Genomic DNA, 25,309 nt, shown 5'->3' with positions numbered 1-25,309 from the left:
TCACTCCTCAAGTCCGAGAGCTGTCAATTGGGTGTTGGAACTCGCCGTGGGCGAGTTCGCGAGAAAGTCGTCGATGGATGTCTTGTCTTCTGGCACAGCGGCTTCTGGTACTACATCTTCTGCGTCGGTTCCGGTGACACCGAAACTGGTGAACGCCGTGTGCTTGGGCAGGCGGTACACTTCGCGGCCGGCGACGGTGTTCAGGATGCGCGCATTGCGCACCGCACCGATGTCCAGGTTGGGTGCCGACACGCCATGGGCGTGCTCCTCGGCGTTAGCCACGAAGAGCCGATCGGCCAGTGCCGGGTCCGACGACACCGCATGGTTGTTGGCAATGACCAAGCGGCCCAGCGAATCACGGCGCAGGCGGTCTTGGATGGCCACGAGGAACGGCTGCTCGCGGTACCGGTAGCCGGTGGCCGTGATCACCAGGTCCGCGGTGTGTGCCAGAGCTGTCTCGGTGTCACGATGCCGTGCCCGCACTCGAACCCGGCCGTCGTCGAGCGCGTCCAGCCCTTCGATCTCGACGCCGTTGCGCAGCTGGACGGGTGCGAGACCGTCGAAGAGTTGCCTGCGGTAGAGCAGGTCGTGCAAGCGGTCGAGGGTGTCGGTCGAGATTCCCTTGTGGAACTGCCAGTGACCGCCACGCACGCGATCGCGGGTGCCCTCCGGCAGCGAGTGGAAGTAGTCCATGTACGCCGGGGTGGTCATCTCCAGGGACAGCTTGGTGAAGTCCAGCGGTGCGAACCACGGTGTGCGAGTCCACCATCGGACCGCCGGTCCGCCGCGCAGATTGGCCTCGAGCAGGTCGACGACGATCTCCGCGCCCGACTGGCCCGAACCGATCACGGTCACCGCGCCCGCCTCGAGGGCGGTTGGCTGGTGTTGGAGATAGCTCGAACTGTGCACCACGGCAGGGGAGTTCGACGCGAGGGCCGCCGGCACTGCCGGCTCGGTACCGACGCCGATCACCACGTGCTTGGCGATCAGCTCCGACTGCACACCACCGGAGGTGAGCGTCACGCGGAAGTGCTCTGCGTGGTCATCCCAGTGGACCTCGTCGACGGTGGTGCCGAAGCGGATGGACGAGGAGAGCTTGTCGATGGCCCACAGCAGGTACGCCTCGTACTCGCGTCGGGTGGGAAAGAAGTCCTCCCGCACCAGGAACGGATAGAGCCGGTCGACGTCGGCGAGGTAGGCCAGGAACGACAACGGGTGTGTCGGGTCCACCAGCGAGACGAGGTCGGACAGGAAGCTCACCTGCAGGGTGGCGTCGTCGAACATCATTCCCGGATGCCAGCGGAACTCGGGAACCGAGTCCACTGCGAGGACATCGATGTCGTCGACGGTGGACGCCATTGCGGCCAGGCTCAGGTTGAACGGGCCGCAACCGATCGCCAGGACGTCCACTGTTTGTTGGTCACTCATGAACTTTCACCATGTTCTCGCTGTTGTGCTTTGAGCCCTCGGCCAGCTCGGACTCCACTTCCAATGCCATGCGCAGGAGTTCGTCGAAGAGATCGTCGATGTCGGACTCGCGTGCGGTGGGGTTGAGCAGAGTGAGCTTGAGGCAGGTCTGCGGTTCCTCGCTGCCGCCGATCTGTACGCGGGTGCGTCCGATGAGTGCCTTGCCACTGCTGATCAGGCGGCGACGGAGCTCGGCGTTGACCTTGTCGAGCTGCTCGCAGCGGTAGCGGAACACGACGGTCGTCAGGGTGGCGGGTGCGACCAGTTCGAGCTGGAGCTCGGTGACGATGCGCTGTTCGGCATGGCGGGCGAGTTGGTGGCAGGTGTCGAGCATCCGGCCCAATTCCGTTCGGCCATAGGCCAGGAACGTGGCGGTGACCTTGAGGACATCCGGTCGCCGGGTGGTCTGCAGGGTCTGGCCCAGCATCCCACCGAAACCCGCCTCGACATCGTCGGTGGGGTTGAGGTAGGCCACATTTCGGTTCAGCGAGGCGAACTCGCCCTCGTCGGCGAGCAGCAGGATGCTGGCCGCCGCCGGCTGCCAGCCGATCTTGTGCAGGTCGAGGGTGATCGAGTCGGCACGGTCGATGCCGCGGACGAGTCGAGCGAGATTGTCGGAGAACAGCGACCCGAACCCGTAGGCCGCGTCGACATGCAGCCACACCTGGTGGCGTTCGGCGATGTCGGCGATCTGCGGAAGCGGATCGACGGTGCCGAAATCGGTGGTACCGGCGGTGGCCACGATCGCGATGGGGGTGCCGGCGTTCTCGAGCAGTGCGCGTTCGAGGGCGGCCGGGATCATCCGGTGGTGTTCGTCGACCTCGACGGGGATCACCGCGGATTCACCGAGACCCAGGGTGGCGCAGGCCCGATTGATGGAGAAATGCGCCACCCGTGAGCAGAACACGAGCGGACGCGTGAGGGTGGCGACGCCGTGTTGCCGGGTGTCGATGCCGACCTGTGCGGCGGTGTGGTCGCGCGCGATGAGCATCGCGAGCAGGTTCGAATACGAGCCGCCGGGACCGAAGACCCCGCCCGCGGTGTCGGGGAAACCGGCGAGGCGCGCCAGGGCAGCGATCGTCCACTGCTCGATCGCCAGCGTCGCAGGCCCCGAGTCGTAGGTGTCCAACGAGGCGTTCGACGCGCTGGCGAGCGCATCGGCGACCACCGACACCGTGAGTGGCGGTGGCTGCAGATGAGCCGCGGTCAGTTCGTGGGTGAGATCGAGCCCGTAGCGGGCGATCAGTTCGGCCACGTGCTGCAGGGCACGTGACTCGCCGACGCCGTTCTCGGGAATCTGTTCCGGACCAAGAGAATTCGAAACCGAGGCCAGCGTCTCTTCTGGTGCTCCGGGAGGGAGTGGCGCACGATGATGATGGTTCTCGACGGCGTCCGCCAGTTGCGCGAGGCCGCCGCTGACATCGGTCCAACCGCTTCCGGGGCGGGCGAATCGTGCTCCGCCCCATGAGGTGTTGTGGTCATGTGGCAAGGTGATCCCCCAGATGAGATGTAGAAGAGACTATTTCGGAGCGCGCGGGTAGCGCGATGGGGTTGAGCAGCTTGTGGTCGGTGGCGACCAGCGACGCGTAGGAGTGCCCCACGTTCACCATGCGTCGGTTGTTCGCCAGCTGCAGCCCGTTCATGTGAACCGCGCCGAAGGTCGGCGCGAACAGATCCCACTTCGCGAAGCGATCGGCGAGATCCGGTTGCTGCGAGATGAATTCGCGGATGCTGTCCCCGACCAACTCCCAGAAATCCCGGTCGGACACCAGCCCCGCCGAATGCACGATGGCAGCCAGGGGACGTAGGAAGTCGTCGAACACGTCTGAGAGAATGCCCAGGTTACGAATCTCGTCGGGTTCCTCGGTGAGGGCCCGCCGGCACGATTCGGGTAGGTCGTCGGGCTCGGCGAAGATGCTGACCTCCTCGCCGATGTCCTTGAGGATGGCGCGCACCGGAACGCCGGAGTCGATCACCAGGATCAGGTTCTCGCCATGCGGAGAGAACTTCAGCTCGTGGCGGTAGAGCAGGTAGGTGATCGGATGCAGGTAGGTCCGCAGGTATCGACGTACCCACTCGTCGGCGCTCAGTCCGGACCGTTCGACGAGCGCGGCGACAAAGGGATCGCCGTGGTGATCGACGTGAAGCAACGCAGCCATGCTCATGAGCTGCTCGTCCCCGGTCGTCAGCGGGACCGGACTCTCCCGCCACAGCGCCGAGAAGAACTTTCGGTACTCCGAACCCGGCTGCGTGATCGCGTTGAATGTCGGGTTGCGGTAGCCGATGGCGGCCACCTCGTAGAGCAGCTGGAAGCCGAGGGACGCGAGGTACTCGTCGTCCTGAACCTGCTTGCGGACCCACTCGTTGATCAGCGGGGTGGTGCGCATGTAGTCGGCCGACATTCCTCGCGTGAATCCCATATTGACAATGGAGAGCGAGAGTTTGATGTAGTGCCGGGTGGGATTGGAGATGTTGAACAAGCTGCGAATCGACTGCTGAGGTTGGTAGAGATCCGGTCCTTCACCGAGTCGCACCAGCTTGCGGTCGGCGATGTCGGGACCGTAGAGCTTGCTGATCTTCTCGATCCACTGCCACGGGTGGACCGGCAGGTAGCAGTAGTCGTCGGGGTCGAGTCCGAGGTCGGCAAGGGTGTCGCTGAAGCGTTCGAGGGTCCGGTCGCCGAGTTCCTCGCGCATGAGCGTCATGTACTCGAGCCCACTCATCGACGCGAAGTCGCAGTGATCGCGCCAGACGGCCACCCACGTCAGTCGGAATGGGCGAGCAGACTCGGGGGCATAGCGCTCGACGTCGTCGGAGCTGAACCCGAGCCGGCCGGCATTCGCGACGATGCACGGGTGTCCCTCGGTGAGGGTGCGCTCGACGGTCTGGAAATCCGCCACCGCCAGCGCAGCCGCGGCGACGCGCCGGGAGTCGGAACGGTGCGCGCTGATGGCGACCGTATTGATGAGTTCTTCGATGTACTCGGGCAGCGACTCGGTCGGAATGCCCAGTGTCTCATGGACATCCACAATCAATTCGACAGCGCGAAGGGGAAGTTCGACACCGTCGCGAACCCGTCGAATCGACGCCTCGTCGATCGCCCAGTTGTCGAGGGCCAGCACCTCGGCGGCAAAGGTGTAGAGCGTCTGCCGGTCGTCGGACGTCACGACGAAGCGACCGGCGGAGTCCTCGACGGGCGACAGGGCCTGCTCGTGGCAGAACTCCGCCAGTATCTTCTTCGCGATGCGACGGTCGTAGACGTCGCGCAACCCCCGAGTGGCGAGCGCGGGTGAACTGGTCAACGTGCAACCTCTTGTTCGCCGGCCGCGGCCGATCCGATCGTCCGGCCGTTGTCGGTGACTGTGATGAAATCCTCACGCGTGCAATAACTCAGGCGGGCGATCTTGTCGGCAACCGGGTAGTCGCCGTCGACGCGGAAGCCGACCGCGGCGTTGAGGTTCTGCACCGCGGTGTTGCGGACATCGGGTTCGACGACGACCCGGGCGGCACCGACCTCGAAAAAGGCCGTGCGCATGATGAAGAGCATCACATTTCCGGTGAAACCGGACAGCTGCCGGTCGGAGTGGGCGACGAGCAGGTGCATCCCGATGTCACCTTCGGTGTGCACATATCCGGTGCCCGGCGCCGCGAGGTCGCTGGTGAGTGGGTCGTAGAGCTCGAACATGAATTCGGGGGCATCGTCGCAATACCCGATCCGGAGTCCGTAATCGCTGTCGCCGGCCTCGGCAATGTTGTCGGCGAGGAAGTCGCGAACCTGAGTCTCCGTGCTGTCCAACATGTCCCAATACTTCGCCTTCGGATGCACGAGCCATTGGTGCACGGTGGCGCCATCTCGTTGCGGATCGATCCGCAACGAGTCGAGGCGGTAAGTTGACGTCAAGGGTGAGGTCATTGCGGTACCCACTTCATTCGCGATTCGTGCTTACGTCTTGAGTTCGATGGCGCAGGTCGACGCGCTGGCCGGGCAAGTTCGGATTTTGTTGTCCTGGCTTGACCATGGAGAGGACCCTCTCGCGGATCGACGCAGATTAGGTTAGGCTACACACACTAACCCATCGCGGTGCTGAGGTGAAATGCAGGCACAGATACCCGGGCGGGGCCTCGAACCTCGGCTTAATTCGGGGACCAACTCATGTTAGGCTACCCTCATCAGCAGGCCGTGGCCACCCGAATGACGATATTCGGTGAACCGACCACCGGCCTCCTGTTGAGCGCCAAGAGAACTCGATCAGGCGCTCTGGGGGATCGCGGAGAGTTCTTGCGAGTGTGGTGTTCGCCACCGCGCCGCTGAACCAAACTTCAAGTGCACGTAGAGGGATAGCGCATGACGACAAGCAATCTGGAGACGCCGACCACCTCGATCCGTGACCGGATACCCAATTGGCCGGCCGACTACGCCGAGCGGTATCGAGAGCTGGGCCTCTGGGAGGGAAAGACTTTCGGTACCCGGGTCGACGAGTGGGCTGCCGCCTATGGTGACTCGACGGCGATTGTCGATGGTGAACAACGGATTTCGTACCGGGATCTTGCGAATCGAGCAACGCTAGTTGCGAACGGTTTACGAAGTCTTGGGATTCGGGCCGGCGACGCGGTGTTGCTCCAGTTGCCGAACTCCGCAGAATTCATCGTGACGTGGTTCGCTCTTCAGCGACTTGCGGCGATCCCGGTGCACACACAACCCGGCCACCGGCACGCCGAGGTCGGGCACCTGGCGGGGGCCACGGGCGCGGTCGCTTATGTGACAACGGGTGTGTTCAATCGTTTCGATCACCGTGAACTTGCGCGCGACATTCTGGATACGTCGCCGTCGCTTCGCACGGTCATCGTCGCAGGCGATCTCGGCGACCACGGTTCCGATGACCGATTTGTCCCGTACTCGACGTTGTCGACGGCCGGCGACGATCCGATCGAAGATGTTGCCAAGCCGTCGGACATCGCGCTGCTGCTGCTCTCCGGCGGCACCACCGGGATGCCCAAATTGATCGGGCGCACCCACGATGACTACCAATACAACTCGCGCGCGGCCGGCGAGCGGAGCCGGCTCGACAAGGACAGCGTGTACCTCGCCGTCTTGCCGATCGCCTTCAACTACACCTGGAACTGCCCGGGCATCCTGGCCACGCTCCGCGTCGGAGGCAAGGTTGTCCTTGCGTCACACCAAGATCCGGCGATCTGCTTCGAGCTGATCGAACGCGAGCGGGTCACCATGACCGCGATCAACCCGCAACTGGCGCCGTTGTGGCTCGATGAGCGGTCATGGACCTCCAATGACTTGAGTTCCTTGCGCATCATCGAGATCGGATCGGCGCGCCTGTCCGATCACGAAGCGCGTCGCATCATCGACGAGTTCGACGCAACCCTGCAGCAGATCCTCGGTATGTCCGAAGGGTTGTTCTGCGCAACACATCTCGACGACGAACCGGAGCTGCTGGCCACCACGCAAGGAGTACCGGTCTCCGTCTACGACGAGATTCGAGTGGTGGACACCGAGGGCAACGAGGTGCCGACCGGTGAGGTGGGCGAGCTCACAGTCCGCGGACCGTACACTCCGCGTGGCTATTTCGACGCCGAGGAGCACAATCGGAAGTCGTTCACCGCTGATGGCTTCTACTGCACCGGTGATCTGGTGCGTCGTCTCGAGAGTGGCCACCTCATCGTGTCGGGCCGCATCAAGGACCAGATCAACCGGGGCGGCGAGAAGATCGCCGCGACCGAGATCGAGGGTGCGCTGCTGAGGCACCCGAAAATCCGGGCGGTGGCGCTGATCGGCGAGCCCGACGAAACCCTCGGCGAACGTTCGGTTGCCTTCGTGGTGGTCGAGAGCGGCACCAAATCCGCGCCCAACCGGCGTGATCTCGCCGACTTCCTCGGTGACGAAGCAGGTTTCGCCGCGTACAAGGCGCCCGATGTGGTGCGGATCATCGACGAGATGCCGCTCACTCCCCTGGGAAAGATGGACAAGAACGCGTTGCGGCAGCAGCTTGCCGGCGCGTGAGTCTGCTCCGACGAGGCTGAGGACCATGGACACACTGTCAACGTCATGCGCGTCTGCCACCACCACAGCCGACGCGTCGAATCCGCTTGCCGACATCCTCACCGCGGCGTCCATCGAACACGGCGACCGCTGTGCCATCCGAACCGAACTCGGTGAGCTGTCGTATGCGGAACTGTCCGAACGCGTCACCGAGCTGGCGGCCGGACTTCGCGCTGCCGGGGTGGGTGGCGGCAGTGCGGTCGCGGTGTACCTGCCGCGATCCGCACCGGCCACGATCGCGATCCACGCGGTCATCGCCACTGGCGCTGTCGTCGCACCGATCGATGTGGCCGATCCGCCCGATCGCACGGCTGCACTGCTCGACCAGGCCAGCATCACCCACGTCCTTTCCGACCGCACCGGCATCGACCGGGTGAACCCGGCCGGCCGCGTCGTCGAGCTGCCCCAGGACGGGTTGCTGCTGGCGGCACGCGGCGAGGACGACGCCCACGGTCCGTCCGCGGAACCCGGCTACCTGCTGTTCACGTCCGGCAGTACCGGACTCCCGAAGGGAGTGTTGCTGTCGTCGTCGGCGGTGGCGTTCTTCGCGCAGTGGGCCGCAAGATCTCTCGAACTTCGTGCGGGAGAACGGGTGGCAGCTCAGGCGGCGCTCACCTTTGACCTGAGCACCTTTGACATCTTCTCGACCGCCATCGCCGGAGTCACCGCGGTGCAGTTGCCCGAGTGGCTGAAGGCATTTCCGCAGGATGCCGCCGAATGGCTTGCGGACAACGAGATCTCGGTGATCTACGCGGTGCCCAGCCTGCTGCGTGGGATCGTCTCGGCCGTTCGACGCCAGGAACAACCGTTGTCGGCGCTGCGTGCGATTGCCTTTGCCGGCGAACCCTATCCGCCTGCGGCGCTGCGCGAACTGCTCGACACCTTCCCGGGCATCCACGTGCGGAACTGGTATGGGCCCACCGAGACCAACGTGTGCACAGCGGCCGATGTCCGGAACTGGCGTACGGGAGAACCCGTCCCGGTGGGGTCAGCGTTGCCGGGTGTCGAGATCCTCCTCGTCGACGAGGAGTGCAACGCCGCGGAGGCAGGCGAATTGGTGGTCGCAGGCGCACCGTTGCTGACGGGTTATGTGATCGGCGGCGAGGTAGTCGATCCCACAGTCGCACTGGCCTTCCCCGACGGTCGTGTGCGGCGGGCCTATCGCACCGGCGATCACGCCTATCGCGACGCCGACGGTCAACTGGTGTTGACCGGACGGGTCGACAGCCAGATCAAGCGCCGCGGATATCGCATCGACTTGGCCGGCATCGAGACGATCGCCTGCGAAGAGGCGTCCGTGCTGGCCGCGGCCGCGGTGGCCACCGGGCCCGACAACCGGATCACCCTGTTCCTCGACACCGGCGCCGGCGCCGAGACCACGGAGTCGGCCGACGCGATCACCGCAACCGACGGAGCCATCCGCGCGCTACTCCCCGTTGCCTCACAACCGGATTCGATAGTCATCTGCTCGCCGTTGCCGACGAACCGGCGCGGAAAGATCGACCGCGAGCACCTGAAGACATTGGCTGCGCAGCCAGGACACACAGAGGAGAAGGAATCTTCATGACCAGTAACAACGTCGATACGGCGCCAGTCTCCGTCGAGGACGTCTGCACGATCGTCTCCGGGGCGATCGCGCGCCGTCACGGTCATGCCGACGCCGTCACGCCGGACAGCGAACTGCTGCTCACCGGCCTGCTCGACTCGTTGACCCTCGTGAACATCGTCGCCGTTCTCGAGCAGCGCATCGGACAGAAGCTGCCCGAGGACATCGTGGTTGCCCGCAACTTCCGGACTCCCGCGAAACTGCACGCCACGGTTGCCGAGGTGCTGGACGGATCGACCCGATGACCCTCGTCGCGCCGCCGGTGGACCGTGCTGCCAATGCCGCCGCCGAAATCGCGGAGATTGCACCGGAACTGACCGGTGTGCCGTTCCGGGACGCCTGGCGTCGGCTGGTGGCCACTGCATCGGTATCGTCCGCGATGGCCGATTCCTTGCGTGGCACGACCGGCGACGGCGCTGTCCAGAATGCGGTGGCCGTGGTGGAAGGAGCCGGACGAGCCGGTGTGCCGGCCGGTCTCTGCTATGCGCTGGCCTCCCAACTCTTCGGCATCCAGTGGCCGTTGTCGGCGTTGCCTCGGCAGCCGCTGGCGCCCTATGCGGATCGTCTTCTCGACGGTTCGATGCTGCTGTGCCACGCACTCACCGAAGAGACCGGCGGGTCCGACCCCCTGTCGATGAACACCGCGGCGCATCGGCTCGACGACGGCAGTCTGCGCATCGACGGCCGCAAGGCCTATGTCACGGCAGCACCGGCCGCCGATCTCGTGCTGGCCTTCGCCCGCACCGAGGCCGAGCGCCATCCGTTTGCGTTGAGCGCCTTCCTGATTCCGGCCGACCGGCCCGGGGTGGTGCGGTCGGAGCCGTTCGACAAGACCGCACTCACCGAGGTTCCCATGGGCGCCATCGATTTCAATCACGTGGCCGCCACCGACGCGGACATGGTGACTACCGAGGGATCCGGCCTGGCCTTCCTGTCGAGCACCACGGCCTGGGAACGGGCGCTGCTCATGAGTTACTCGGTCGGCCTGATGCGAGCAACCGTGGAGCGGGCTGTGACGTGGCTGCGCGAACGCAAGCAGTTCGGCCGTGGACTCGGCTCCAATCCTCTTGTCGCGGCTCGGGTCTCTGATCTGTCGATCATCGAGCACCGCGTTCGCACGCTGGTCTACGACATGGCTCGCCGCATCGATGCGGGTACCCCGCTGAGCGCACTGGCCACGGAGGCGGCGCAGGTGAAGATCTCGTGTGCACAGGATCTCGTCGCATTCGAGACCGCTGCGGCACCGCTGTTCGGTGCCCGGGCAGTGGTCGCGGATTCGGGATACGCCATCAACTTCTCGAGTGCCGTCGCCGCCTCGATCTACGCCGGGACCAATGACTTGCTGCGCGTGGTGATAGCCCGCGATCTCGGTCTACCAGTGGAGAATTGAGATGAACACAACCACCTCGGAGCCGTTGCAGAAGGCACTCGATCTCGCAGGTGAGATCCTGCCGGAGCTCGCCGATCTCGCCGGTCCCATCGACGAGGGAACCCAGGCGCCGGCCAAGGCGTACGCGCTGCTGCGTGAGTCCGGTCTGCTCGCGGCGATGGTGCCGCCGGACCGGGGTGGACTCGGTCTGGACTTCGCCGGCTACACCACCGTGCTCGCCGAACTGGCCAAGGCCAACGGCGCCATCGCCCTTGGCTACAACATGCACAACGTCGCCATCGGCTCGCTGTTCGAGGCCGACGGTGATGCTCTCGGTGCGACCGGTGCTGCGTTCCGGGACTGGGTCGTCGGAGAGGTGGTCGACGGGCAGCGGATGTTCGCCTCGGCCGCCTCGGAGCCCAGCACCGGTGCCCGTTTGCGCGGGATCGCCACCACCTATCGGCGTGAGGCCAACGGGTTCGTCCTGTCTGGACACAAGTCGTTCGTATCGCTGGCCGGGGTCGCCGACTACTACGTCGTGACCGCGCGGCCCGACGACGCGGACGGCGACTACGAGGTCTCGCACTTTGTGGTTCGCGCCGACGATCCGGGGGTGTCGTTCTCAGAGGAATGGCGCGGTACTGCCTTGCGTGGCACCTCCACCGCCCAGATGTTCTTGGCGGACACACCGATTCCCCTCGATCGCCTGTTCCTCGGCGTGGAGGGCATGTCCTTGTTCAAGGCTGTCCGCGAACCGCATTGGATGGCGGCCGGCTACCTCGGCGCATACCTGGGACTTGCGACCTCGATCGTCGACTTCGCCAGCGAGCGCATCGGCGACGACGCGCGCCGCCGCGACGACGCGCCGAGCATTCAGCGTCTCGGCTCGATGGCCGTCGACCTGCAGGCCGCTCGCGCGCTGACCTTGGGTGCAGCGCGAGCTGTCGCCGACAACCGTTCGGACACCGCAACCAACTCGCTGGTCTATGCCGCCAAGTATCACCTGGGTGAGACTGCACAATCCCTTGCCGCGCAGGCAGTTGCCCTCGTCGGCTCGGCGTCGATGGCGGTGGATGGGCCGATGCAGCGACTGCTGCGGGAGGTGCAGTTCTGCTCCATCATGCCGGCCAAGCCGATCGACTGCCTCAACTACGTGGGGAGGGCCCAGCTCGGTGCGAACATGCTGGACGTCTCCAACCACAGTTGGTAGGGCGCGATGCCAGTTCTCGCACACCACCGAGGTGAGCTCGAATACCTTGTGTACGAAGGTGATCGCCCAGATCTCCCGACCTTGGTCCTCCTGCACGAGGGTCTCGGCTCTGCGGGGCAGTGGGGTCGTCTGCCCGCGCTGATCAGCGCCCGGACCGGGATGTCCACCCTCGTCTATTCGCGCCACGGGTACGGAAGTTCGGCGGGCTACGGGCCGACGGGTCCGGACTATCTGCACAGCGAGGCGCTCACCGTCCTGCCGGAGGTGTTGTCGACACTCGGAATCGAGCGTCCGTTTCTCGTCGGCCACAGTGACGGCGCGTCGATTGCCGCCATCTATGCGAGCGAGTATCCGGTGGCCGGCGCGGTGCTGATCGCTCCGCACGTCTTCGTCGAAGACGTCACCCTCAACGGCATCCGGCAGACCGCCGAGTCGCTCGACACGAAGGTCCGGCCCTCGCTTGCACTGTTCCACGACGACCCGGATGCGTTGTTCCGCAAATGGTCTGGCGTGTGGCTGTCGGACGAGTTCGCAACCTTCGACATCACCGAACAGTGCCGTCGGATCGGTGCGCCGCTGTTGCTCGTACAGGGTGAGAACGACCAGTACGGCAGCGTCGCACAACTCGACCGGATCGTCGGCGCGGCCGGCGGCGACGTCACCCGGCGGGTACTGCCCGGGCATGGTCATCATCCGCATCTGCAGAACGCCGACGAGATCGGCGACCTGATCACTGAATTCATCGCAAAGCTCGAAGAGAAAGGCTGGGCATGGTAACGGCGCTCGATGAGGCTGGCACAGCCAGCATTCTGGCGGAATCGGTCAGCGAAGGAATGCTGTCCGGAAACGGTTCGCTGTCGGTCCTCGATCCGGAAACGGGGACATGGGATACCCGACCCTGGTCGGATGTACACGCCCGGGCCGAGGAGGTCGCGGCGCAGATCCTCGCCGATCGCCAGCGCGTGGAGCCGCACCACGTCGGGCTGATCGGCGACCCGAGCTTCGACCTGGTTGCCGCGGTGCTGGGCGCATGGCTCGCCGGCGTCGCCGTGTCGATCCTGCCCGGTCCGATCCGAGGAGCAGACGAAGAGCGTTGGGCCCAGACAACGTACGCGCGCTTCGCCGATATCGGCGTCGGCACGGTTCTCGGCAGCGGACCTCAGTTGGACCTGCTGGCCAAGGTCGATGGCTGGATGTGCGTCGAGCAGGTCGCGGTCTACGGCGCCGGCATCGACACAACCGGATTCGAGCCGCGTCGCGTGGGCGAGGATGCGCCCGCGGTGCTGCAGGGTACTGCCGGCTCCACCGGTGACCCGAAGACCGCCGTCCTGTCGACCAAGGCAGTGCACACGAACACCACCGAACTGATCGTGCGACTCGGTGTGCATCGCACCCGCGACATCGGCTTCAGTTGGCTTCCGCTGTATCACGACATGGGCCTGACCTTCCTGCTCGCCACGATGGGCGCAGGCTTCCCGCTGTGGCTGGTGCCGAACTCGGCCTTTGCTGCGGCACCGTTCAAGTGGCTCGAGTGGCTCACCGAGTCGCGGGCCACCTTGACCGCGGCTCCCAACTTCGCCTACGACATCCTGGGCAAGTACGGCTCGCTCATCAAGGACGCGGACCTGTCGGCGCTGCGTGTGTCGATCAGCGGTGGCGAACCGATCGATCCCGATGCCTTCGACAAGTTCCTCGAAGTCACAGAACGATTCGGCTTCGACCCGGGGGCAGCGGCGCCGTCGTACGGCATGGCCGAGTCGACGTGTGCCGTCACGATTCCGTCGGTCGGTAGCGGCGCCAACTACGACGAGGTGACGGTGACCCCGCCGGGTGACGGGTCGGTTCCGATCCGCCGCCGCTATGCGATCCTCGGTAAACCGCTGGGGGGAATGCAACTTCGTATCGTCGAACCTGCCGATGGTGAGATTCCGCAGATCGACGACCGCGCCGTCGGACATGTGGAGATCCGAGGCACCTCGATGATGAACGGCTACCTGGGGCACCCGCCGCTGGCAGCAGGCGAGTGGTTCCCCACCGGTGACATCGGCTACCTCGTCGACGGCAAGCTGGTGATCTGCGGCCGGGCCAAGGAGATCGTCATCGTCGCCGGGCGCAACCTGTTCCCGATCGAGATAGAGCGTGCCGCGGCCAAGGTGTCGGGAGTGCGCAGCGGTTGCGTGGTTGCGATGGCCCGCAACGAGCAGTCGGCCCGGCCCGGACTGGTGATCGTGGCCGAATTCCGTGGTGAGGACGAGGAATCCGCGAAGAGCGCCGTCAAGGCCGAAGTCGCCGCACAGTGTGGTGTCATGCCGTCGGATGTCATCTTCGTGGCTCCCGGCTCGGTGCCGCGCACCACCTCCGGCAAGATTCGCCGACTGGAGACCAAGCGACTCGTCGAGGTCGGTGAGATGAAGTGACCGCCACGATCACGCAACAGACCACCGTCGAGGAGTATCGGGCGTTGCTCGAATCGGTCTTCGACGACGAGGTCCGTGGATGGACCGCCGAAGCCGAAGCCGCAGAGCGATTTCCGCGCAAGCTGCTCGAGCGTCTCGGCGCTGCCGGTGTGTTCGCCCAGAAGTGGGGCGACGGAAAGACGCCCGACGTCGCCAAGCTCGTCGAACTCGCCTACGCGCTGGGTCGCCAGGGTTCCGCGGGCATCAGTGTGGGCGTGAGCCTGCACGATTCGGCCATCGCGATCTTGCGTCGCTTCGGTGGGCGCTCGCCGCTGCTGACCGACGTCGCCGAGCGCGCCATCCGCGGCGATGCGGTGCTGTGCCTGGCAGCCTCGGAATCGTCGGGCGGCTCGGATCTGCAGATCGTGGAGACCGAGATCTCCACCGAGGGCGACGGATTCCGCGTCAAAGGCCGCAAGAAGTTCGTCTCGCTGTCGCCGATCGCCGATTACATCCTGGTGGTGGCGCGCACCGTCGAGGGTGACTCCGAGAGCCGGCACGGAAACGTGGCGTTGATCCTGGTTCCGACCGATCAGGTGACGATCATGCCGCCCTACGCGAAAGTCAGTGCCGGGCCACTGGATACCGCTGCGGTGGAGATCGACACTGTGGTGTCCGCGGACCATCTGATCGCGCGTGCCGGTACCGGTCTGGCGGCGGTGAGCTGGGGCCTCGCCCACGAGCGGCTGTCGATTGCCGGGCAGGTCGCCGCGTCATGCGAACTGGCCCTGGGTGTCACGCTTGCGCGGATGCACGAGCGCACCCAGTTCGGCAAGACACTGATCGACCACCAGGCGCTGCGGCTTCGGATGGCCGACCTCGTCTCCCGTGTCGACATGCTGCGCCTAGCGCTGACCGGTATCGCAGCGGGAGGCAAGCTCGATCTGCGCAGCGCTGCTGCCATGAAGGTGTCGGCGGCGCGGCTCGGCGAAGAGGTCATCGGCGAATGTATGCACATCTTCGGCGGTTCGGGCTTCTTGACCGGTGAGACCCCGCTCGCGCAGTGGTGGCGGGACATGAAGCTCGCGCGCGTCGGCGGCGGCACCGACGAGGTCCTGTGGGAGCTCGTGGCCGCATCGATGAAGCCGGATTTCGATGCCTACCAACAATTCTCTGGTTCCATCACCTGACGTTTGTCAGGGTGACCCATATACCGTCAGCTATGCTCACGATTCAAGGATGGGGTGACCACCATGTCGCTGGTCGTGGTCGAAGATCTGGCCAAGTCGTACCGGGACGTCCGCGCGCTCGACGGCATCTCCTTCGAGATCCCCGAGGGTTCGGTGCTGGGACTGTTGGGGCCCAACGGTTGTGGGAAGACCACCACTGTCTCGATCCTGTCGACGCTGCAGCGCCCGACAGCGGGCCGTTGTTCGGTGGCCGGATACGACGTCGTCGACGACGCCGGCAGAGTGCGCGAACTGATCTCGCTCACCGGTCAGTATGCGGCGCTCGAGGGGTCGCTGACGACGCGGGAGAACATCGCGATGTTCGGTCGGCTCACCGGCCTGCCGCGGCGCGAGACACGGTCGCGGCTCGAGGAGGTCGCCGAGACCTTCGGTCTCGTGGAATTCATGGATCGCAAGGTTTCTGAGCTCTCCGGCGGTATGCGACGACGCGTGGACATCGCGGCGGCGCTGGTCACCCGGCCCAAGGTGCTCTTCCTCGACGAACCAACCACGGGCCTCGACCCGCGGAGTCGCGCGTCGGTGTGGGAGACCGTGTCGACGCTGCGCACGGAGGGAATCACCGTGCTGCTGACCACGCAGTACCTCGAGGAGGCCGATCGCCTCGCCGACGATCTCGTCCTGCTCGACCACGGGCGAGTGGTCGAGCAGGGCACTCCCGAGCAGCTGAAACAGCGTGCGGGATCGGCGGTGTGCGAGATCACGTTGCTCGACTCCGCAGATCTCGACCGGACCCGTACCGCCCTGCGGGAGTTCGAAGAGATCGAGGCGGCCACCGGTGGTGGCGACCAGCGTCCGCGGCTGTCCGTCGCTGCGCCCGACGAACTGGGAACGGTCGGCACCGTGGTTGCCACTCTGCAGCGGGCGTCGATCCCGGTCTTCGAATCGCCTTGCGACGTCCGTCTCTCGACGAGGTGTTCTTCCAGTTGACCGGGCAGACACCGGAATCGGCCGACGAGTCGGAATCGGGCGACGCGGTGATGGCCGGGAAGGGCGCCGAATGAGCGTCGCCCCGCTGATCGCTCGTCCGGCCTCGGTCGGCGGTGATGCGATACGAACCGCGGTCCCGGCGCTGGTCGCGATCGGCGAACTGACTCGGCAGAGCCTGAAATCCGGTGCACGCGAGGGACAGTTCGTCTTCGCCGTGGGTTCGCCGATCGTCTTCTTCATCTGCTTCTATGTACCCCTGCACAGCCGGTTCGACCGAATGGGTATCGACTATGCCCAAAACCTCGTGCCGTTGGTCGTGATCCAGGCCGCCATCTTCGTCTCGATCATCTCGTGCGAGATCGCCGGTCGGGCCGCGCAGAGCGGGGTCCGGGGCCGGTTGGCATCGCTGCCGATGGCGCGCAGCGCGCCGCCGATCAGCCGGATGATCAATGCCTCAATACGCGTGACGATCTCGTTGGCGTCGACCTGTGCGCTCGGCGCGGCCCTCGGCTTCCGCTTTCACGGATCTGTGTGGGATCTCGTCGGATTCGTGTTGCTGGCGGTCATCTTTGCCGTCAGCCTCAGTCTCATGGCGGATGCGGCGGGATCGGTGGCCGATCATCCCGACAGCATCGCGCAGATGCTGATGATCCCGGAGCTGATCCTCGTCGTCGTCTCGACGGGACTCGTTCCTGTGCAGTCATTTCCGGAGTGGGTGCACCCATTTGTGAGCAACAATCCGGTGACGATCTTCGTCGACGCGATGCGCGCGCTCGCGGCCGGGACCGACGTCGACATCACGTCGGTCGTCGCGTGGTCGGTGATCCTGATCGGACTGGGACTGTTCGCTTCCGTTCTTGCCAACCGTCGGGAGGTGTCACGATGACCGCCACTGCCGTTCCGGCCCATTCGGCCATCGATCCATACCTGCGCCAGACGGTTCTGCTCGGTACCCAGGCCGTCGTGCACGCCTCGGCGTTGCTACGCACCTGGGTTCGCGATCCGGGTGTGGTGGTGCAGACGCTCGTCTTCCCGGCATTTCTGCTCGGTGTCTTCCACCTCGTGCTCGGACAGTCGACGACCAACCTGGGTCTGGGCGACAGCATCTATCGCAACACCGGGTTGGTCGCGTTGGTCGGCGCGATGTTCGGGACGATCATGACCGGGCTGCAACTGATCAGCGAACGCGAGACGGGGTTGCTCGCCCGCCTGTCGACCCTGCCGGTACCGCGATCGGGCTACCTTCTGGGCCGGGTGCTGGCAGAGGTCGTGCGGATCACGATCGCCACGGTGGTCCTGTTCGCAGTGGCAATCCCCATGGGGTTCCGCTTCACTCAGGGCTGGCTCGCGGGTGTCGCCGCCCTCTTGGTTCCGGTGATCGCCGGGACCGGAATCGTGTTCGTCATGATCGCGTGCGCGACCGTGGCCCCGCGGTCGTTGATGGAGGAGACGGCGATCCCGTTCCTGTTCATGATGTTCTTCAATACCGGCTTCGCGCCGCTGTCGGAGTATCCGGGCTGGCTGCAGCCGATCGTCGAGTACCAACCGATGAGTCCGGCGGTCGACGCACTCAGCGGACTCACCGAAGGAGGTCCCGTCGCGCGTCCGCTTGCGCTGACAATTGTCTGGACCGTAGGGCTTTCGGTCGTGTTCGGTGTGCTCGCCGTTCGCGGCTATCGCAAAGCCGCACAGCGGTCGATCTGATTCGACGAGCACGGCGACCACATCTCTGACCGGGTTGCCGACGGTCCGCGCGCATCGCTCCTCGACCTACGGAGAATTTGAGGATCGCTGCGGGAGTTGGCGTCTGAAACGGTCGCCGTGACGTGTCTCCGAGGGGAACGTGCCCTCGGAGGCACCTGAGGACGACCGCTTTGGACGGCTCCGCTCTTCCCGCCTCCACGATCGACACCGCAGGCGGCGGGTGGGTCGCTGATCCGAAGAGTTCGGTGACCAATCCGGCTGACCTGCGCAAATGCGCTTGCGTCGTGCCGAAAAATCTAGGGGAAGAACTTCGTCCCCTAAGTTCCAAGTCCTCCCCGCGAAATTTCTGGGGGAGGACTCCAAGGGTAGGGGAAGAAGTTTCTTCCCCTACTTTCAGTGCGCCCGACCGGTCAGGTGATGTCGAAGATCACAGGGGCATGATCGCTGGCGCCCTTGCCTTTTCGGGCATTGCGGTCGACGGTGGCGCCGATGACGCGGGTGTCGAGTGCGGGGGAGCAGAGTGCGTAGTCGATGCGCATGCCTTCGTTGCGGGGGAACCTCAGCGCGGTGTAGTCCCAGAACGTGTAGCCCGGCGCGTAGGGAAGTGCCGAATCGGCCAGCCCGGCAGTGAGGAAGGCGCGCACAGCGGATCGTTCGGCGTCGGAGACGTGTGGTTTGCCCTCGAAGCAGCCCGGGTCCCAGACATCGGAGTCCTGCTGGGCGACATTCCAATCGCCGGCGAGCATGATCTCCGCGGCGGGGTCGTGGGCGAGCTGCAGTGACGTGATGCCGGCGAGCGCGTCGAGCCAATCGAGCTTGTAGCGGTAGTGCGGGTCGTCGAGGGCTCGGCCGTTCGGGACGTACAGACTCCAAACCCGCACGCCGGCGCAGCGTGCGGACAGCGCTCGCGCTTCGGCGGTTTCGCGACCGTCGATGGGGAATGTCGGCATCCCTTCGAAGCCGATCTCCACCTCGTCGAGCCCGACGCGGGATGCGATCGCCACGCCGTTGTAGGCCCCCTGACCTATGTGTGCGACGTCGTAACCGCTTGCGAGGAAACTCATCACGGGAAAGCTGTCATCGTGGCACTTGGTCTCCTGCATGGCCAGCACGTCGATGTCGTTGGAGTCCATCCAGGCGACCACCGCTTCCGACCGGGCGCGGATGGAGTTGACGTTCCAGGTGGCGATTCGCATCGTCACCGCACCTCGGCAACCCGCACACCGGCTGCGCGCCAGCGTGTTCGGACCGTGTCGCGATAGCGCCGAGGCGTGCACAGCAGAACGGCGAACACCGATTGACTGTCGTGGTCGCGGTAGTGGTCACGATAGAACGGCATCGACTCGGCAAACCAGTCGAATCCGTCGGGATCGTCGGTCAGCAGCATATGTGCATCGGTGATCAGCGTCAGGAATCCGGCGGGTGCCGAGCCGGGTTCGGCGGAGCCGTCGAGATCGCGCATGCAGTCGTCGAAGGCGGATTTGTTGTGGCCGAAATGATCCGGGAAATGCCAGGCCGCAGCGAACGCGGTGAACAGGTCGTCGAGCGTGGTCGCCGCAGTGGCGTCGACGTTGCGTACTCGCAGGCCCGACGGGGTCCGGGTCAGCGCGTCGTCGCGCAGCATGCCGACGACGGGTCCGTGACCGCCGGCATCGGCGAGGAAGTCGCGCAGCGTCTCCGGGTTCATCGCCGGTTCCGGATGACGACAAAGCTGACGTAGTGATCGGCGGTGTAGTAGGCCGAACCGTCGCTGCCGGTGATGATCCGCTCGGCATCGCGGCTCTGACCGCGCTTCTTGGGGTTCACATCCCACTCCCGATAGGTGATGCGCGTTCCGCCCGGGTTGGTGCGCGGAAGCTTTCCTTCGTTGTTGCGGAACACATCTCCGCCGTGTGTGCCGGGTGCGTTGGCGGCTTCTGGCCAGTCGCCGGAGTCGATGAGCGCCAGGGTTTGTCGAACTCGGGCAGGCACCCGCGACGACGTGCTCGTCGACCTCGACGTGGACACGGCTGCTGTGGAGGACCGTTTGGCCGACCTTGACGTCTTGGTTGTTGACGTCTTGGCTGCCGACGACTTGGTCACGGACGTGGCGGCAGTCGTTGTCGACGCGGTGGAATCGTCGTGTCTGTTGATCAGCCAGGTGACACCGAAGACCGCTGCGATCACGACGAGGGCGATGGCGGTGATGAGTGCCTGGCGTCGTCGGGCCGCGGCAGTCGGAGCCGATCGTGGCATCAGATCGCGTTTCCTTCGATGGTCGGGGTCAGGTAGTGCGCGGTGTGGTGCAGGGCAAAGCCCCGGCGCCGATACCACGCGCCGGCAACACGATTGGTGGTCTCGACCTGCACGTAGGCCGACGCGGCGCCCTCTGCGGCACCCCACTCGACCAGACGTCTCGAGACTGCGCCGGCCAGTCCGGAGCGTCGTCGGTCCGGGGCGGTCCACAACGCGGTGAGACCGAGCCGTGCAACGCCGTCGGGCCCAGCGGTGACCGCGGCCCGCCCGATCGCCGAGATGTCATCGGTGCCGATCGTCGCAAACCTGACCGGTCCGCGGGCGGCCGTCGTCACCCTCCGGGCGAGCTCAACGTCGGCGTCGGGGCGGTAGGCGTGCAGCCACTGATCCGATGGTTCGTCATCGAGGCGAATCTCGAGGTTCGGCATGGAGGCTCCACGCGCCAGCAATGTTTCGAGGTCGGCGGTCAGGACCTGCACCTCGACGCCGCGTTCGCCGTCGATCACCCCGGCGGTCATCAGGCGGTCCGGCAACGACAGCAGGACCGGCAGGTCGCGACGCCGATACCACGCCGCGATCTGCGGTAGGCTCTGCGCCGATCGGGCCGAAGGCTCCAGTGGCAGTGCGGAATTCGCGCGTCGAGTGAATCCGCCGCCGGCCCGGAGGAGCCAGCCGTCGATCCACGCCGATTCGACACCGGGCCAGGCGAGCGCGGCGGCATGCTCGAGGTTGCGAATCTCGCTGTTGCGTACCGGCTTTGCCGAGAGCAGCCGCACCGAGGTGACAGCCGAGCGGGGGATGGATTCGCGTGTGCCGTCGCGTTCGAGAACGAGCGGGTCCGCGTCGTCGACGAGGAAGCCCGTCACATCCGAGCGTGCCGCGTCCCGGTCACCGCGCCAGTCCGCAGGGGTGGCCTCGCCGAGCCGATAGCGCACGACGACACGGTCGCCCGCAAAGAGGTCAGCTGGCTCGGTCACCGTGGGCGTGGTCAGTCGTCGTCGTGGCCGAACGGATCCTCGACCTCGCCGGGCATCCACGTCAGACCGGGCACACCCCACTTGTGCTTCTTGATGGACTTCTTGGCCGCGCGGGCGTTGCGCCCGATCAGCACGTCCACGTACAGAAAGCCGTCGAGATGGCCGACCTCGTGCTGCAGCATGCGGGCGAAGAACCCGGTGCCCTCCACCACGACTTCGGCGCCGGTGCGGTCGACGCCGGTGACTCGCGCCCAGTCGGCGCGTCCGGTGGGGAACTGTTCGCCGGGGACCGACAGGCAGCCCTCGTCGTTGTCGTCCGGGTCGGGCATGGTCTCCGGGATCTCGGAGGTCTCCAGAATCGGGTTGATCACCTCGCCGCGGCGGCGTCGGGCTTCGTAACGTTCACCCTCGGGGCAATCGAAGACGAACATCCGCTGCCCGACTCCGACCTGATTGGCCGCCAGACCGACACCGTGTGCGGCGTCCATCGTGTCGTACATGTCGTCGAGCAGGGTGATCGTCTCGGCCGACGGCTTGCCGGCATCGTCGAGCGCCACGGGAGCCGTGGGCTCGTGCAACACCGGCTCGCCGATGATGCAGATCGGGAGAATGGCCATGCGGCTCAGATTACTGGGTGGGTTCCGCGTCCTTTCTCGTTGCCCGCATCGCGGCGACCTGGGAGAGAATTGATGCCGCACGAACCGGGCGAGTCACACCGCGTTCGCGGTTGGGGTGCGTGGTTAGATGATTACGAACCACACCATTGTGATTTGGCGGCGGCGCCGGGAGCGAAGCGAGCGGGCCAAGTGTTCCCGGCAGAGCTGCCCGACGCGGTGGTCGTGCGGGTCGACGGTAGGGCGAATCGTGAGGGAGCGAGATGGACGGCGCAGCTGCGCGTAGCCAGAAGCAGGGCGATCAACCCACCCCCGAAAACGCTGCCGCCGATCAGTCAGCGGTGGACCCGCATGAGGTCGGGGCCGACGGGTTGTCGCGGCGCGAACACGACATCCTGGCGTTCGAACGTCAGTGGTGGAAGTACGCGGGAGCCAAGGAAGAAGCCATCAAGGAGCTGTTCGGCCTGTCGGCGACCCGCTATTACCAGGTACTCAACGCGCTCGTCGACCGCCCCGAAGCGCTGGCTGCAGACCCGATGCTGGTCAAGCGCCTGCGTCGGCTTCGGGCCTCCCGGCAGAAGGCCCGCGCGGCCCGTCGGCTGGGCTTCGAGATCACGTGATGCGTGGCTGCGAGCTCTCAATGCGTGCCGCGGATATCACTGACGTCTGACGCCGGGCCACCTCGCGAAGTGCGTTAAGGTCGTCGTTGATGAATGCAGATCGTGAGCCCAATCGCCTTCCGTTGCGTGCCGGGGCCATGTTGCTGCTCGCTGTCGCCGTGGTCTTCATCGGTCTGGGATGGCATTCGGCAGCAACGTCGTCCGACGACCCGGAAGCCGCGCTGGAAGCTGCGAACAAGACCCAGACCACGACGTCGGCGGCACCCACCTCGACCACGGCGGCGGCCGCCGCAAAGCCTGTGTGCGTCTACAACGCCGGTGGCATCAACGGTCTCGGCCGCGAGGTCACCAACGAGCTCAAGGCCAAGGGTTTCCAGACCCGTGCGCCGCAGACCTACACCGACGGCACCTTCAGCGAGAACACCATCTTCTACGACGACGCCGCGTCCAAGGCGCAGGCCGACCAGATCGCCGCGGCACTCGGTGGCAGCTACGTCGTGGAAGAACGTGCACCCGCGTTTGCCGGCCGATGTGAGGACGGCATCCCCGTCATCGCCTTCGAGCGGTCCGAATGAACGGACCCGGTACGATTGCGGCCCGATACGAACACGCACCACGGTGCCGCCCGCAGCCCTCACCAGGATCGACCAAGGAGTGACATGACCGGCAGTAGGAAATCTCGTCCGACCACCCTGCGCATCGCCGCGGCACTGGCCTCGGCGGGTGCGCTCGGCGTCGTGCTGGCGGGCTGTACCCCCGACGAGCCGGTGTCGGACGTGAAGGGCACCACGCCCCCGGTGATCTCTGACGTCCCACTGCCTCCGGGCTCGGTCGAGAACCAGGACAACGTCCCGACCGGACAGCAGGCGAAGGCCGAGATCAAGAACGAGGACGGCGACCGGGTCGGTGAGGCGACGTTCGTGGCCCGCGGGGCGGGCGGTCCGGTGACCGTGACCGTGAAGGTCACCGGTGGTGACATCCCGGCGGGATTCCACGGCATGCACATCCACACCAACGGCCAGTGTGCGCCGGGCCCCGACGGTGAGGCCTTCAGCGCGGCGGGCGGTCACCTGCAGGTCGGAGACGCGAACGCGCATCCGTCCAGTGGCGACCTGATCTCGATGAACATCCTCAAGGACGGCACCGGCGAGACGGTGACCGTCACCGACGCCGTGACCCTGCAGCAGATCATCGGCAAGTCGATCATCATCCACGAGAAGCCCGACAACTTCGGCAACGTGCCCAACCCGAGCCCCAACACCCTCAAGACCGGCGATGCGGGCGCTCGTCTGGCCTGCGGCGTCATCGAGCTCGGCGCGTAGCGATACCAACCCCCGAGGCCAGACGTGGTGACGTCCATCCCGTTTCAGGGATCCCCGACCCCGTCGCTCGGCGTCGAATGGGAGTTCGCACTCACCGACAAGCAAACAGGTGACCTCTCGAACTCGGCTGCGGCGTTGTTTGCGGCCGTCGCCGAGCAGCACCCCGAGCGGACCGGGCAGGTCCACAAGGAGTTGCTGCGCAACACCGTCGAGCTGGTGACCGGTATCTGTCGGACCACAGCCGAGGCGGTCGACGACCTCACCGGGACATTGGCGGTGGTGCGCAGGATCGCCGACGAACTGGGCGTCGACCTGTACGGCGCGGGTACGCATCCGTTTGCCGAATGGTCGACGCAGCTGCTCACCGAGGGGCACCGGTATGCGGAGCTGATCGAGCGGACCCAGTGGTGGGGACGCCAGATGTTGATCTGGGGTCTGCACGTGCATGTCGGTATCAGCCACCGCGACAAGGTGTTACCGATCCTCGACGCCCTGCTCAACTACTATCCGCACCTGCTGGCGATCTCAGCGTCTTCGCCGATGTGGGCCGGGCAGGACACCAGCTACGCCAGCAACCGTGCAATGATGTTCCAGCAGTTGCCGACGGCGGGTCTGCCCTTCCAGTTTGCGACGTGGTCGGAGTTCGAGGCGTTCGTCGGCGACCAGAAGACCACCGGCATCATCGACCACATCAACGAAATCCGTTGGGACATCCGGCCGTCGCCGCATCTGGGCACCATCGAGGTGCGGGTGTGCGACGGGATGACCAACGTGGCCGACCTGTCGGCGGTGGTCGCGCTGATCCACTGTCTCGTCGTCGATCTGGATCGGCGGCTGACCGCGGGAGAGGCGCTGCCGACGATGGCGCCGTGGCTGGTTCAGGAGAACAAGTGGCGCGCAGCACGTTACGGCCTCGAGGCCATCGTCATCCTCGACTCGGACTGCACCGAACGGCTGGTGACCGAGGACCTATCGAACGTTCTGGAGCGGCTGGCGCCGATCGCACGCGACCTCGAGTGCGTCGACGAGTTGGCGGGTGTCTCACGAATCATCGAGCGTGGGGCCAGCTATCAGCGCCAGCGTGCCGTGTACGCACGCACCGGCAGTATGCGCGACGTGGTCGCGTCGGTGGTCGAGGAACTGGCGCAACCGGTTTCGTAGTTGTCAGTCAACATGGCCGGGGCTCATTCCCGGTAGCCAACCTCGGTCTCGCTGAGAATCTGGTCGATGTCACCGGTCGGAAACTCGTACGTGAGAGCGTTTCGGACGGCAGCCAGTTTTCGGGCCTGCGACTGCCGAGGTTCGTCGTCATCAGAAGCGATCCGAACGTGCTTGTTCATGTATTGAGTATGCAGTGCTGCGCTGCAGGTATCCGCTTTCACGGCCAGGTGATGATGGTTTTGCCGGTGGCTGCGTGCTGCCAGATGACTGCGCGGCCTTCGGCCAGGGTGGGTATCCAGATGTCGAGGTGGCGCCGCCCTGAGGAGCGAGCTTGCGAGCGTCTCGAAGGGTTGAACTGGTGGCAGGGGATGCAGAGCGGGATCAGATCGTCGGTGA

General features: G+C 65.5%; 24 protein-coding genes and 1 pseudogene. 15 read left to right on the top strand and 10 right to left on the bottom strand.

All coding sequences use genetic code 11. The features are described 5' to 3' along the window. The 4 genes from MKW15_RS03125 to MKW15_RS03110 are packed head-to-tail and all read right to left on the bottom strand — an operon-like array spanning nt 1 to nt 5,380. Nucleotides 1-1,428: a lysine N(6)-hydroxylase/L-ornithine N(5)-oxygenase family protein gene (locus tag MKW15_RS03125; RefSeq protein ID WP_240856103.1), complete on the bottom strand. Its 1,428-nt coding sequence runs from the start codon at nt 1,426-1,428 to the stop codon at nt 1-3. Continuing rightward, the gene (locus MKW15_RS03120) at nt 1,421-2,956 is read right to left on the bottom strand and encodes a pyridoxal phosphate-dependent decarboxylase family protein (RefSeq protein ID WP_240856101.1); all 1,536 of its coding nucleotides are present in this window, start codon (nt 2,954-2,956) and stop codon (nt 1,421-1,423) included. Before MKW15_RS03120 ends, MKW15_RS03125 begins: the two co-directional genes overlap by 8 nt. After that, nucleotides 2,946-4,769: an IucA/IucC family protein gene (locus MKW15_RS03115; RefSeq protein WP_240856098.1), complete on the bottom strand. Its 1,824-nt coding sequence runs from the start codon at nt 4,767-4,769 to the stop codon at nt 2,946-2,948. The genes MKW15_RS03120 and MKW15_RS03115 overlap by 11 nt, the downstream gene beginning before the upstream one ends. Then, entirely contained in the window at nt 4,766-5,380 is a 615-nt protein-coding gene (locus tag MKW15_RS03110; protein WP_308221008.1) for a GNAT family N-acetyltransferase, read from the bottom strand. The genes MKW15_RS03115 and MKW15_RS03110 overlap by 4 nt, the downstream gene beginning before the upstream one ends. A gap of 432 nt (nt 5,381-5,812) precedes the next feature. Between MKW15_RS03110 and MKW15_RS03105 the strand changes: the two genes are divergently transcribed. The 11 genes and pseudogenes from MKW15_RS03105 to MKW15_RS03055 all read left to right on the top strand — a co-directional run bounded on the left by MKW15_RS03105 (nt 5,813) and on the right by MKW15_RS03055 (nt 17,984). Then, the gene (locus MKW15_RS03105) at nt 5,813-7,483 is read left to right on the top strand and encodes a (2,3-dihydroxybenzoyl)adenylate synthase (protein WP_240856093.1); all 1,671 of its coding nucleotides are present in this window, start codon (nt 5,813-5,815) and stop codon (nt 7,481-7,483) included. 25 nt (nt 7,484-7,508) lie between these two features. Then, the gene (locus tag MKW15_RS03100) at nt 7,509-9,089 is read left to right on the top strand and encodes an AMP-binding protein (protein ID WP_240856092.1); all 1,581 of its coding nucleotides are present in this window, start codon (nt 7,509-7,511) and stop codon (nt 9,087-9,089) included. Further along, the gene (locus MKW15_RS03095) at nt 9,086-9,373 is read left to right on the top strand and encodes a phosphopantetheine-binding protein (protein WP_240856090.1); all 288 of its coding nucleotides are present in this window, start codon (nt 9,086-9,088) and stop codon (nt 9,371-9,373) included. The genes MKW15_RS03100 and MKW15_RS03095 overlap by 4 nt, the downstream gene beginning before the upstream one ends. Continuing rightward, nucleotides 9,370-10,518, top strand: coding sequence for an acyl-CoA dehydrogenase family protein (locus MKW15_RS03090; protein ID WP_240856089.1), 1,149 nt, complete (start codon nt 9,370-9,372; stop codon nt 10,516-10,518). The genes MKW15_RS03095 and MKW15_RS03090 overlap by 4 nt, the downstream gene beginning before the upstream one ends. 1 nt (nt 10,519) lies before the next feature. Further along, on the top strand, nt 10,520-11,707 hold the full coding sequence (locus MKW15_RS03085; RefSeq protein ID WP_240856088.1) for an acyl-CoA dehydrogenase family protein: 1,188 nt from the start codon (nt 10,520-10,522) through the stop codon (nt 11,705-11,707). A 6-nt stretch (nt 11,708-11,713) separates the two neighbouring features. After that, nucleotides 11,714-12,484 carry an alpha/beta fold hydrolase gene (locus MKW15_RS03080; RefSeq protein ID WP_240856087.1) on the top strand — a complete coding sequence of 257 codons (771 nt, stop codon included), beginning with the start codon at nt 11,714-11,716 and terminating at the stop codon, nt 12,482-12,484. Continuing rightward, nucleotides 12,478-14,124, top strand: coding sequence for a long-chain-fatty acid--ACP ligase MbtM (gene mbtM, locus MKW15_RS03075; RefSeq protein ID WP_240856086.1), 1,647 nt, complete (start codon nt 12,478-12,480; stop codon nt 14,122-14,124). The genes MKW15_RS03080 and mbtM overlap by 7 nt, the downstream gene beginning before the upstream one ends. After that, nucleotides 14,121-15,293 carry an acyl-CoA dehydrogenase family protein gene (locus tag MKW15_RS03070; protein ID WP_308221007.1) on the top strand — a complete coding sequence of 391 codons (1,173 nt, stop codon included), beginning with the start codon at nt 14,121-14,123 and terminating at the stop codon, nt 15,291-15,293. The genes mbtM and MKW15_RS03070 overlap by 4 nt, the downstream gene beginning before the upstream one ends. 63 nt (nt 15,294-15,356) lie before the next feature. Beyond that, a pseudogene (locus MKW15_RS03065) lies at nt 15,357-16,354 on the top strand (ATP-binding cassette domain-containing protein). Beyond that, nucleotides 16,351-17,166, top strand: coding sequence for an ABC transporter permease (locus MKW15_RS03060; protein ID WP_240856085.1), 816 nt, complete (start codon nt 16,351-16,353; stop codon nt 17,164-17,166). The pseudogene MKW15_RS03065 and the gene MKW15_RS03060 overlap by 4 nt, the downstream one beginning before the upstream one ends. Beyond that, on the top strand, nt 17,163-17,984 hold the full coding sequence (locus MKW15_RS03055) for an ABC transporter permease (RefSeq protein WP_240856083.1): 822 nt from the start codon (nt 17,163-17,165) through the stop codon (nt 17,982-17,984). The genes MKW15_RS03060 and MKW15_RS03055 overlap by 4 nt, the downstream gene beginning before the upstream one ends. Nucleotides 17,985-18,394: 410 nt before the next feature. Here MKW15_RS03055 and MKW15_RS03050 read toward each other — a convergent pair whose 3' ends face one another. The 5 genes from MKW15_RS03050 to MKW15_RS03030 are packed head-to-tail and all read right to left on the bottom strand — an operon-like array spanning nt 18,395 to nt 21,813. Next, entirely contained in the window at nt 18,395-19,180 is a 786-nt protein-coding gene (locus MKW15_RS03050; protein WP_240856082.1) for an exodeoxyribonuclease III, read from the bottom strand. Between the two features lie 2 nt (nt 19,181-19,182). Then, nucleotides 19,183-19,671 carry a barstar family protein gene (locus tag MKW15_RS03045; protein ID WP_240856081.1) on the bottom strand — a complete coding sequence of 163 codons (489 nt, stop codon included), beginning with the start codon at nt 19,669-19,671 and terminating at the stop codon, nt 19,183-19,185. Continuing rightward, entirely contained in the window at nt 19,668-20,219 is a 552-nt protein-coding gene (locus MKW15_RS03040; RefSeq protein ID WP_240856080.1) for a guanyl-specific ribonuclease, read from the bottom strand. Before MKW15_RS03040 ends, MKW15_RS03045 begins: the two co-directional genes overlap by 4 nt. After that, nucleotides 20,219-21,196 carry an N-acetylglutamate synthase, CG3035 family gene (locus MKW15_RS03035; RefSeq protein WP_240856079.1) on the bottom strand — a complete coding sequence of 326 codons (978 nt, stop codon included), beginning with the start codon at nt 21,194-21,196 and terminating at the stop codon, nt 20,219-20,221. The genes MKW15_RS03040 and MKW15_RS03035 overlap by 1 nt, the downstream gene beginning before the upstream one ends. 11 nt (nt 21,197-21,207) lie before the next feature. Next, nucleotides 21,208-21,813, bottom strand: coding sequence for a peptide deformylase (locus tag MKW15_RS03030; protein WP_240856078.1), 606 nt, complete (start codon nt 21,811-21,813; stop codon nt 21,208-21,210). Between the two features lie 260 nt (nt 21,814-22,073). Here MKW15_RS03030 and MKW15_RS03025 point away from each other — a divergent pair, with 260 nt between their 5' ends. The 4 genes from MKW15_RS03025 to MKW15_RS03010 all read left to right on the top strand — a co-directional run bounded on the left by MKW15_RS03025 (nt 22,074) and on the right by MKW15_RS03010 (nt 24,913). Continuing rightward, nucleotides 22,074-22,430, top strand: a complete 357-nt coding sequence (locus MKW15_RS03025) for a DUF3263 domain-containing protein (protein WP_012832574.1) — start codon at nt 22,074-22,076, stop codon at nt 22,428-22,430. A gap of 89 nt (nt 22,431-22,519) precedes the next feature. After that, complete coding sequence (locus MKW15_RS03020; protein WP_240856077.1) at nt 22,520-23,005, top strand: LytR C-terminal domain-containing protein; 486 nt, start codon at nt 22,520-22,522, stop codon at nt 23,003-23,005. An 84-nt stretch (nt 23,006-23,089) separates the two neighbouring features. Next, on the top strand, nt 23,090-23,752 hold the full coding sequence (locus MKW15_RS03015) for a superoxide dismutase family protein (protein WP_240856076.1): 663 nt from the start codon (nt 23,090-23,092) through the stop codon (nt 23,750-23,752). A 27-nt stretch (nt 23,753-23,779) separates the two neighbouring features. Then, nucleotides 23,780-24,913, top strand: coding sequence for a glutamate--cysteine ligase (locus tag MKW15_RS03010; protein WP_240856075.1), 1,134 nt, complete (start codon nt 23,780-23,782; stop codon nt 24,911-24,913). Between the two features lie 23 nt (nt 24,914-24,936). On the opposite strand, the gene MKW15_RS03005 is transcribed toward MKW15_RS03010, so the two are convergent. Continuing rightward, nucleotides 24,937-25,092, bottom strand: a complete 156-nt coding sequence (locus tag MKW15_RS03005; protein ID WP_240856074.1) for a hypothetical protein — start codon at nt 25,090-25,092, stop codon at nt 24,937-24,939. Nucleotides 25,093-25,309: the final 217 nt, after the last annotated feature.

The organism is Gordonia gummivorans, from assembly GCF_022513585.1.
GTDB lineage: Bacteria > Actinomycetota > Actinomycetes > Mycobacteriales > Mycobacteriaceae > Gordonia.
The sequence above is the reverse complement of the archived record's forward strand: the minus strand, read 5'-3'. Positions and strand labels throughout refer to the sequence as shown.

Coding starts and splice junctions, on each gene's coding strand:
- MKW15_RS03125 (WP_240856103.1), bottom strand. CDS start 1,428: ATGAGTGACCAACAAACAGTGGACGTCCTGGCGATCGGTTGCGGCCCG.
- MKW15_RS03110 (WP_308221008.1), bottom strand. CDS start 5,380: ATGACCTCACCCTTGACGTCAACTTACCGCCTCGACTCGTTGCGGATC.
- MKW15_RS03105 (WP_240856093.1), top strand. CDS start 5,813: ATGACGACAAGCAATCTGGAGACGCCGACCACCTCGATCCGTGACCGG.
- MKW15_RS03100 (WP_240856092.1), top strand. CDS start 7,509: ATGGACACACTGTCAACGTCATGCGCGTCTGCCACCACCACAGCCGAC.
- MKW15_RS03095 (WP_240856090.1), top strand. CDS start 9,086: ATGACCAGTAACAACGTCGATACGGCGCCAGTCTCCGTCGAGGACGTC.
- MKW15_RS03090 (WP_240856089.1), top strand. CDS start 9,370: ATGACCCTCGTCGCGCCGCCGGTGGACCGTGCTGCCAATGCCGCCGCC.
- MKW15_RS03085 (WP_240856088.1), top strand. CDS start 10,520: ATGAACACAACCACCTCGGAGCCGTTGCAGAAGGCACTCGATCTCGCA.
- MKW15_RS03080 (WP_240856087.1), top strand. CDS start 11,714: ATGCCAGTTCTCGCACACCACCGAGGTGAGCTCGAATACCTTGTGTAC.
- mbtM (WP_240856086.1), top strand. CDS start 12,478: ATGGTAACGGCGCTCGATGAGGCTGGCACAGCCAGCATTCTGGCGGAA.
- MKW15_RS03060 (WP_240856085.1), top strand. CDS start 16,351: ATGAGCGTCGCCCCGCTGATCGCTCGTCCGGCCTCGGTCGGCGGTGAT.
- MKW15_RS03055 (WP_240856083.1), top strand. CDS start 17,163: ATGACCGCCACTGCCGTTCCGGCCCATTCGGCCATCGATCCATACCTG.
- MKW15_RS03050 (WP_240856082.1), bottom strand. CDS start 19,180: ATGCGAATCGCCACCTGGAACGTCAACTCCATCCGCGCCCGGTCGGAA.
- MKW15_RS03045 (WP_240856081.1), bottom strand. CDS start 19,671: ATGAACCCGGAGACGCTGCGCGACTTCCTCGCCGATGCCGGCGGTCAC.
- MKW15_RS03040 (WP_240856080.1), bottom strand. CDS start 20,219: ATGCCACGATCGGCTCCGACTGCCGCGGCCCGACGACGCCAGGCACTC.
- MKW15_RS03030 (WP_240856078.1), bottom strand. CDS start 21,813: ATGGCCATTCTCCCGATCTGCATCATCGGCGAGCCGGTGTTGCACGAG.
- MKW15_RS03025 (WP_012832574.1), top strand. CDS start 22,074: ATGGACGGCGCAGCTGCGCGTAGCCAGAAGCAGGGCGATCAACCCACC.
- MKW15_RS03020 (WP_240856077.1), top strand. CDS start 22,520: ATGAATGCAGATCGTGAGCCCAATCGCCTTCCGTTGCGTGCCGGGGCC.
- MKW15_RS03015 (WP_240856076.1), top strand. CDS start 23,090: ATGACCGGCAGTAGGAAATCTCGTCCGACCACCCTGCGCATCGCCGCG.
- MKW15_RS03005 (WP_240856074.1), bottom strand. CDS start 25,092: ATGAACAAGCACGTTCGGATCGCTTCTGATGACGACGAACCTCGGCAG.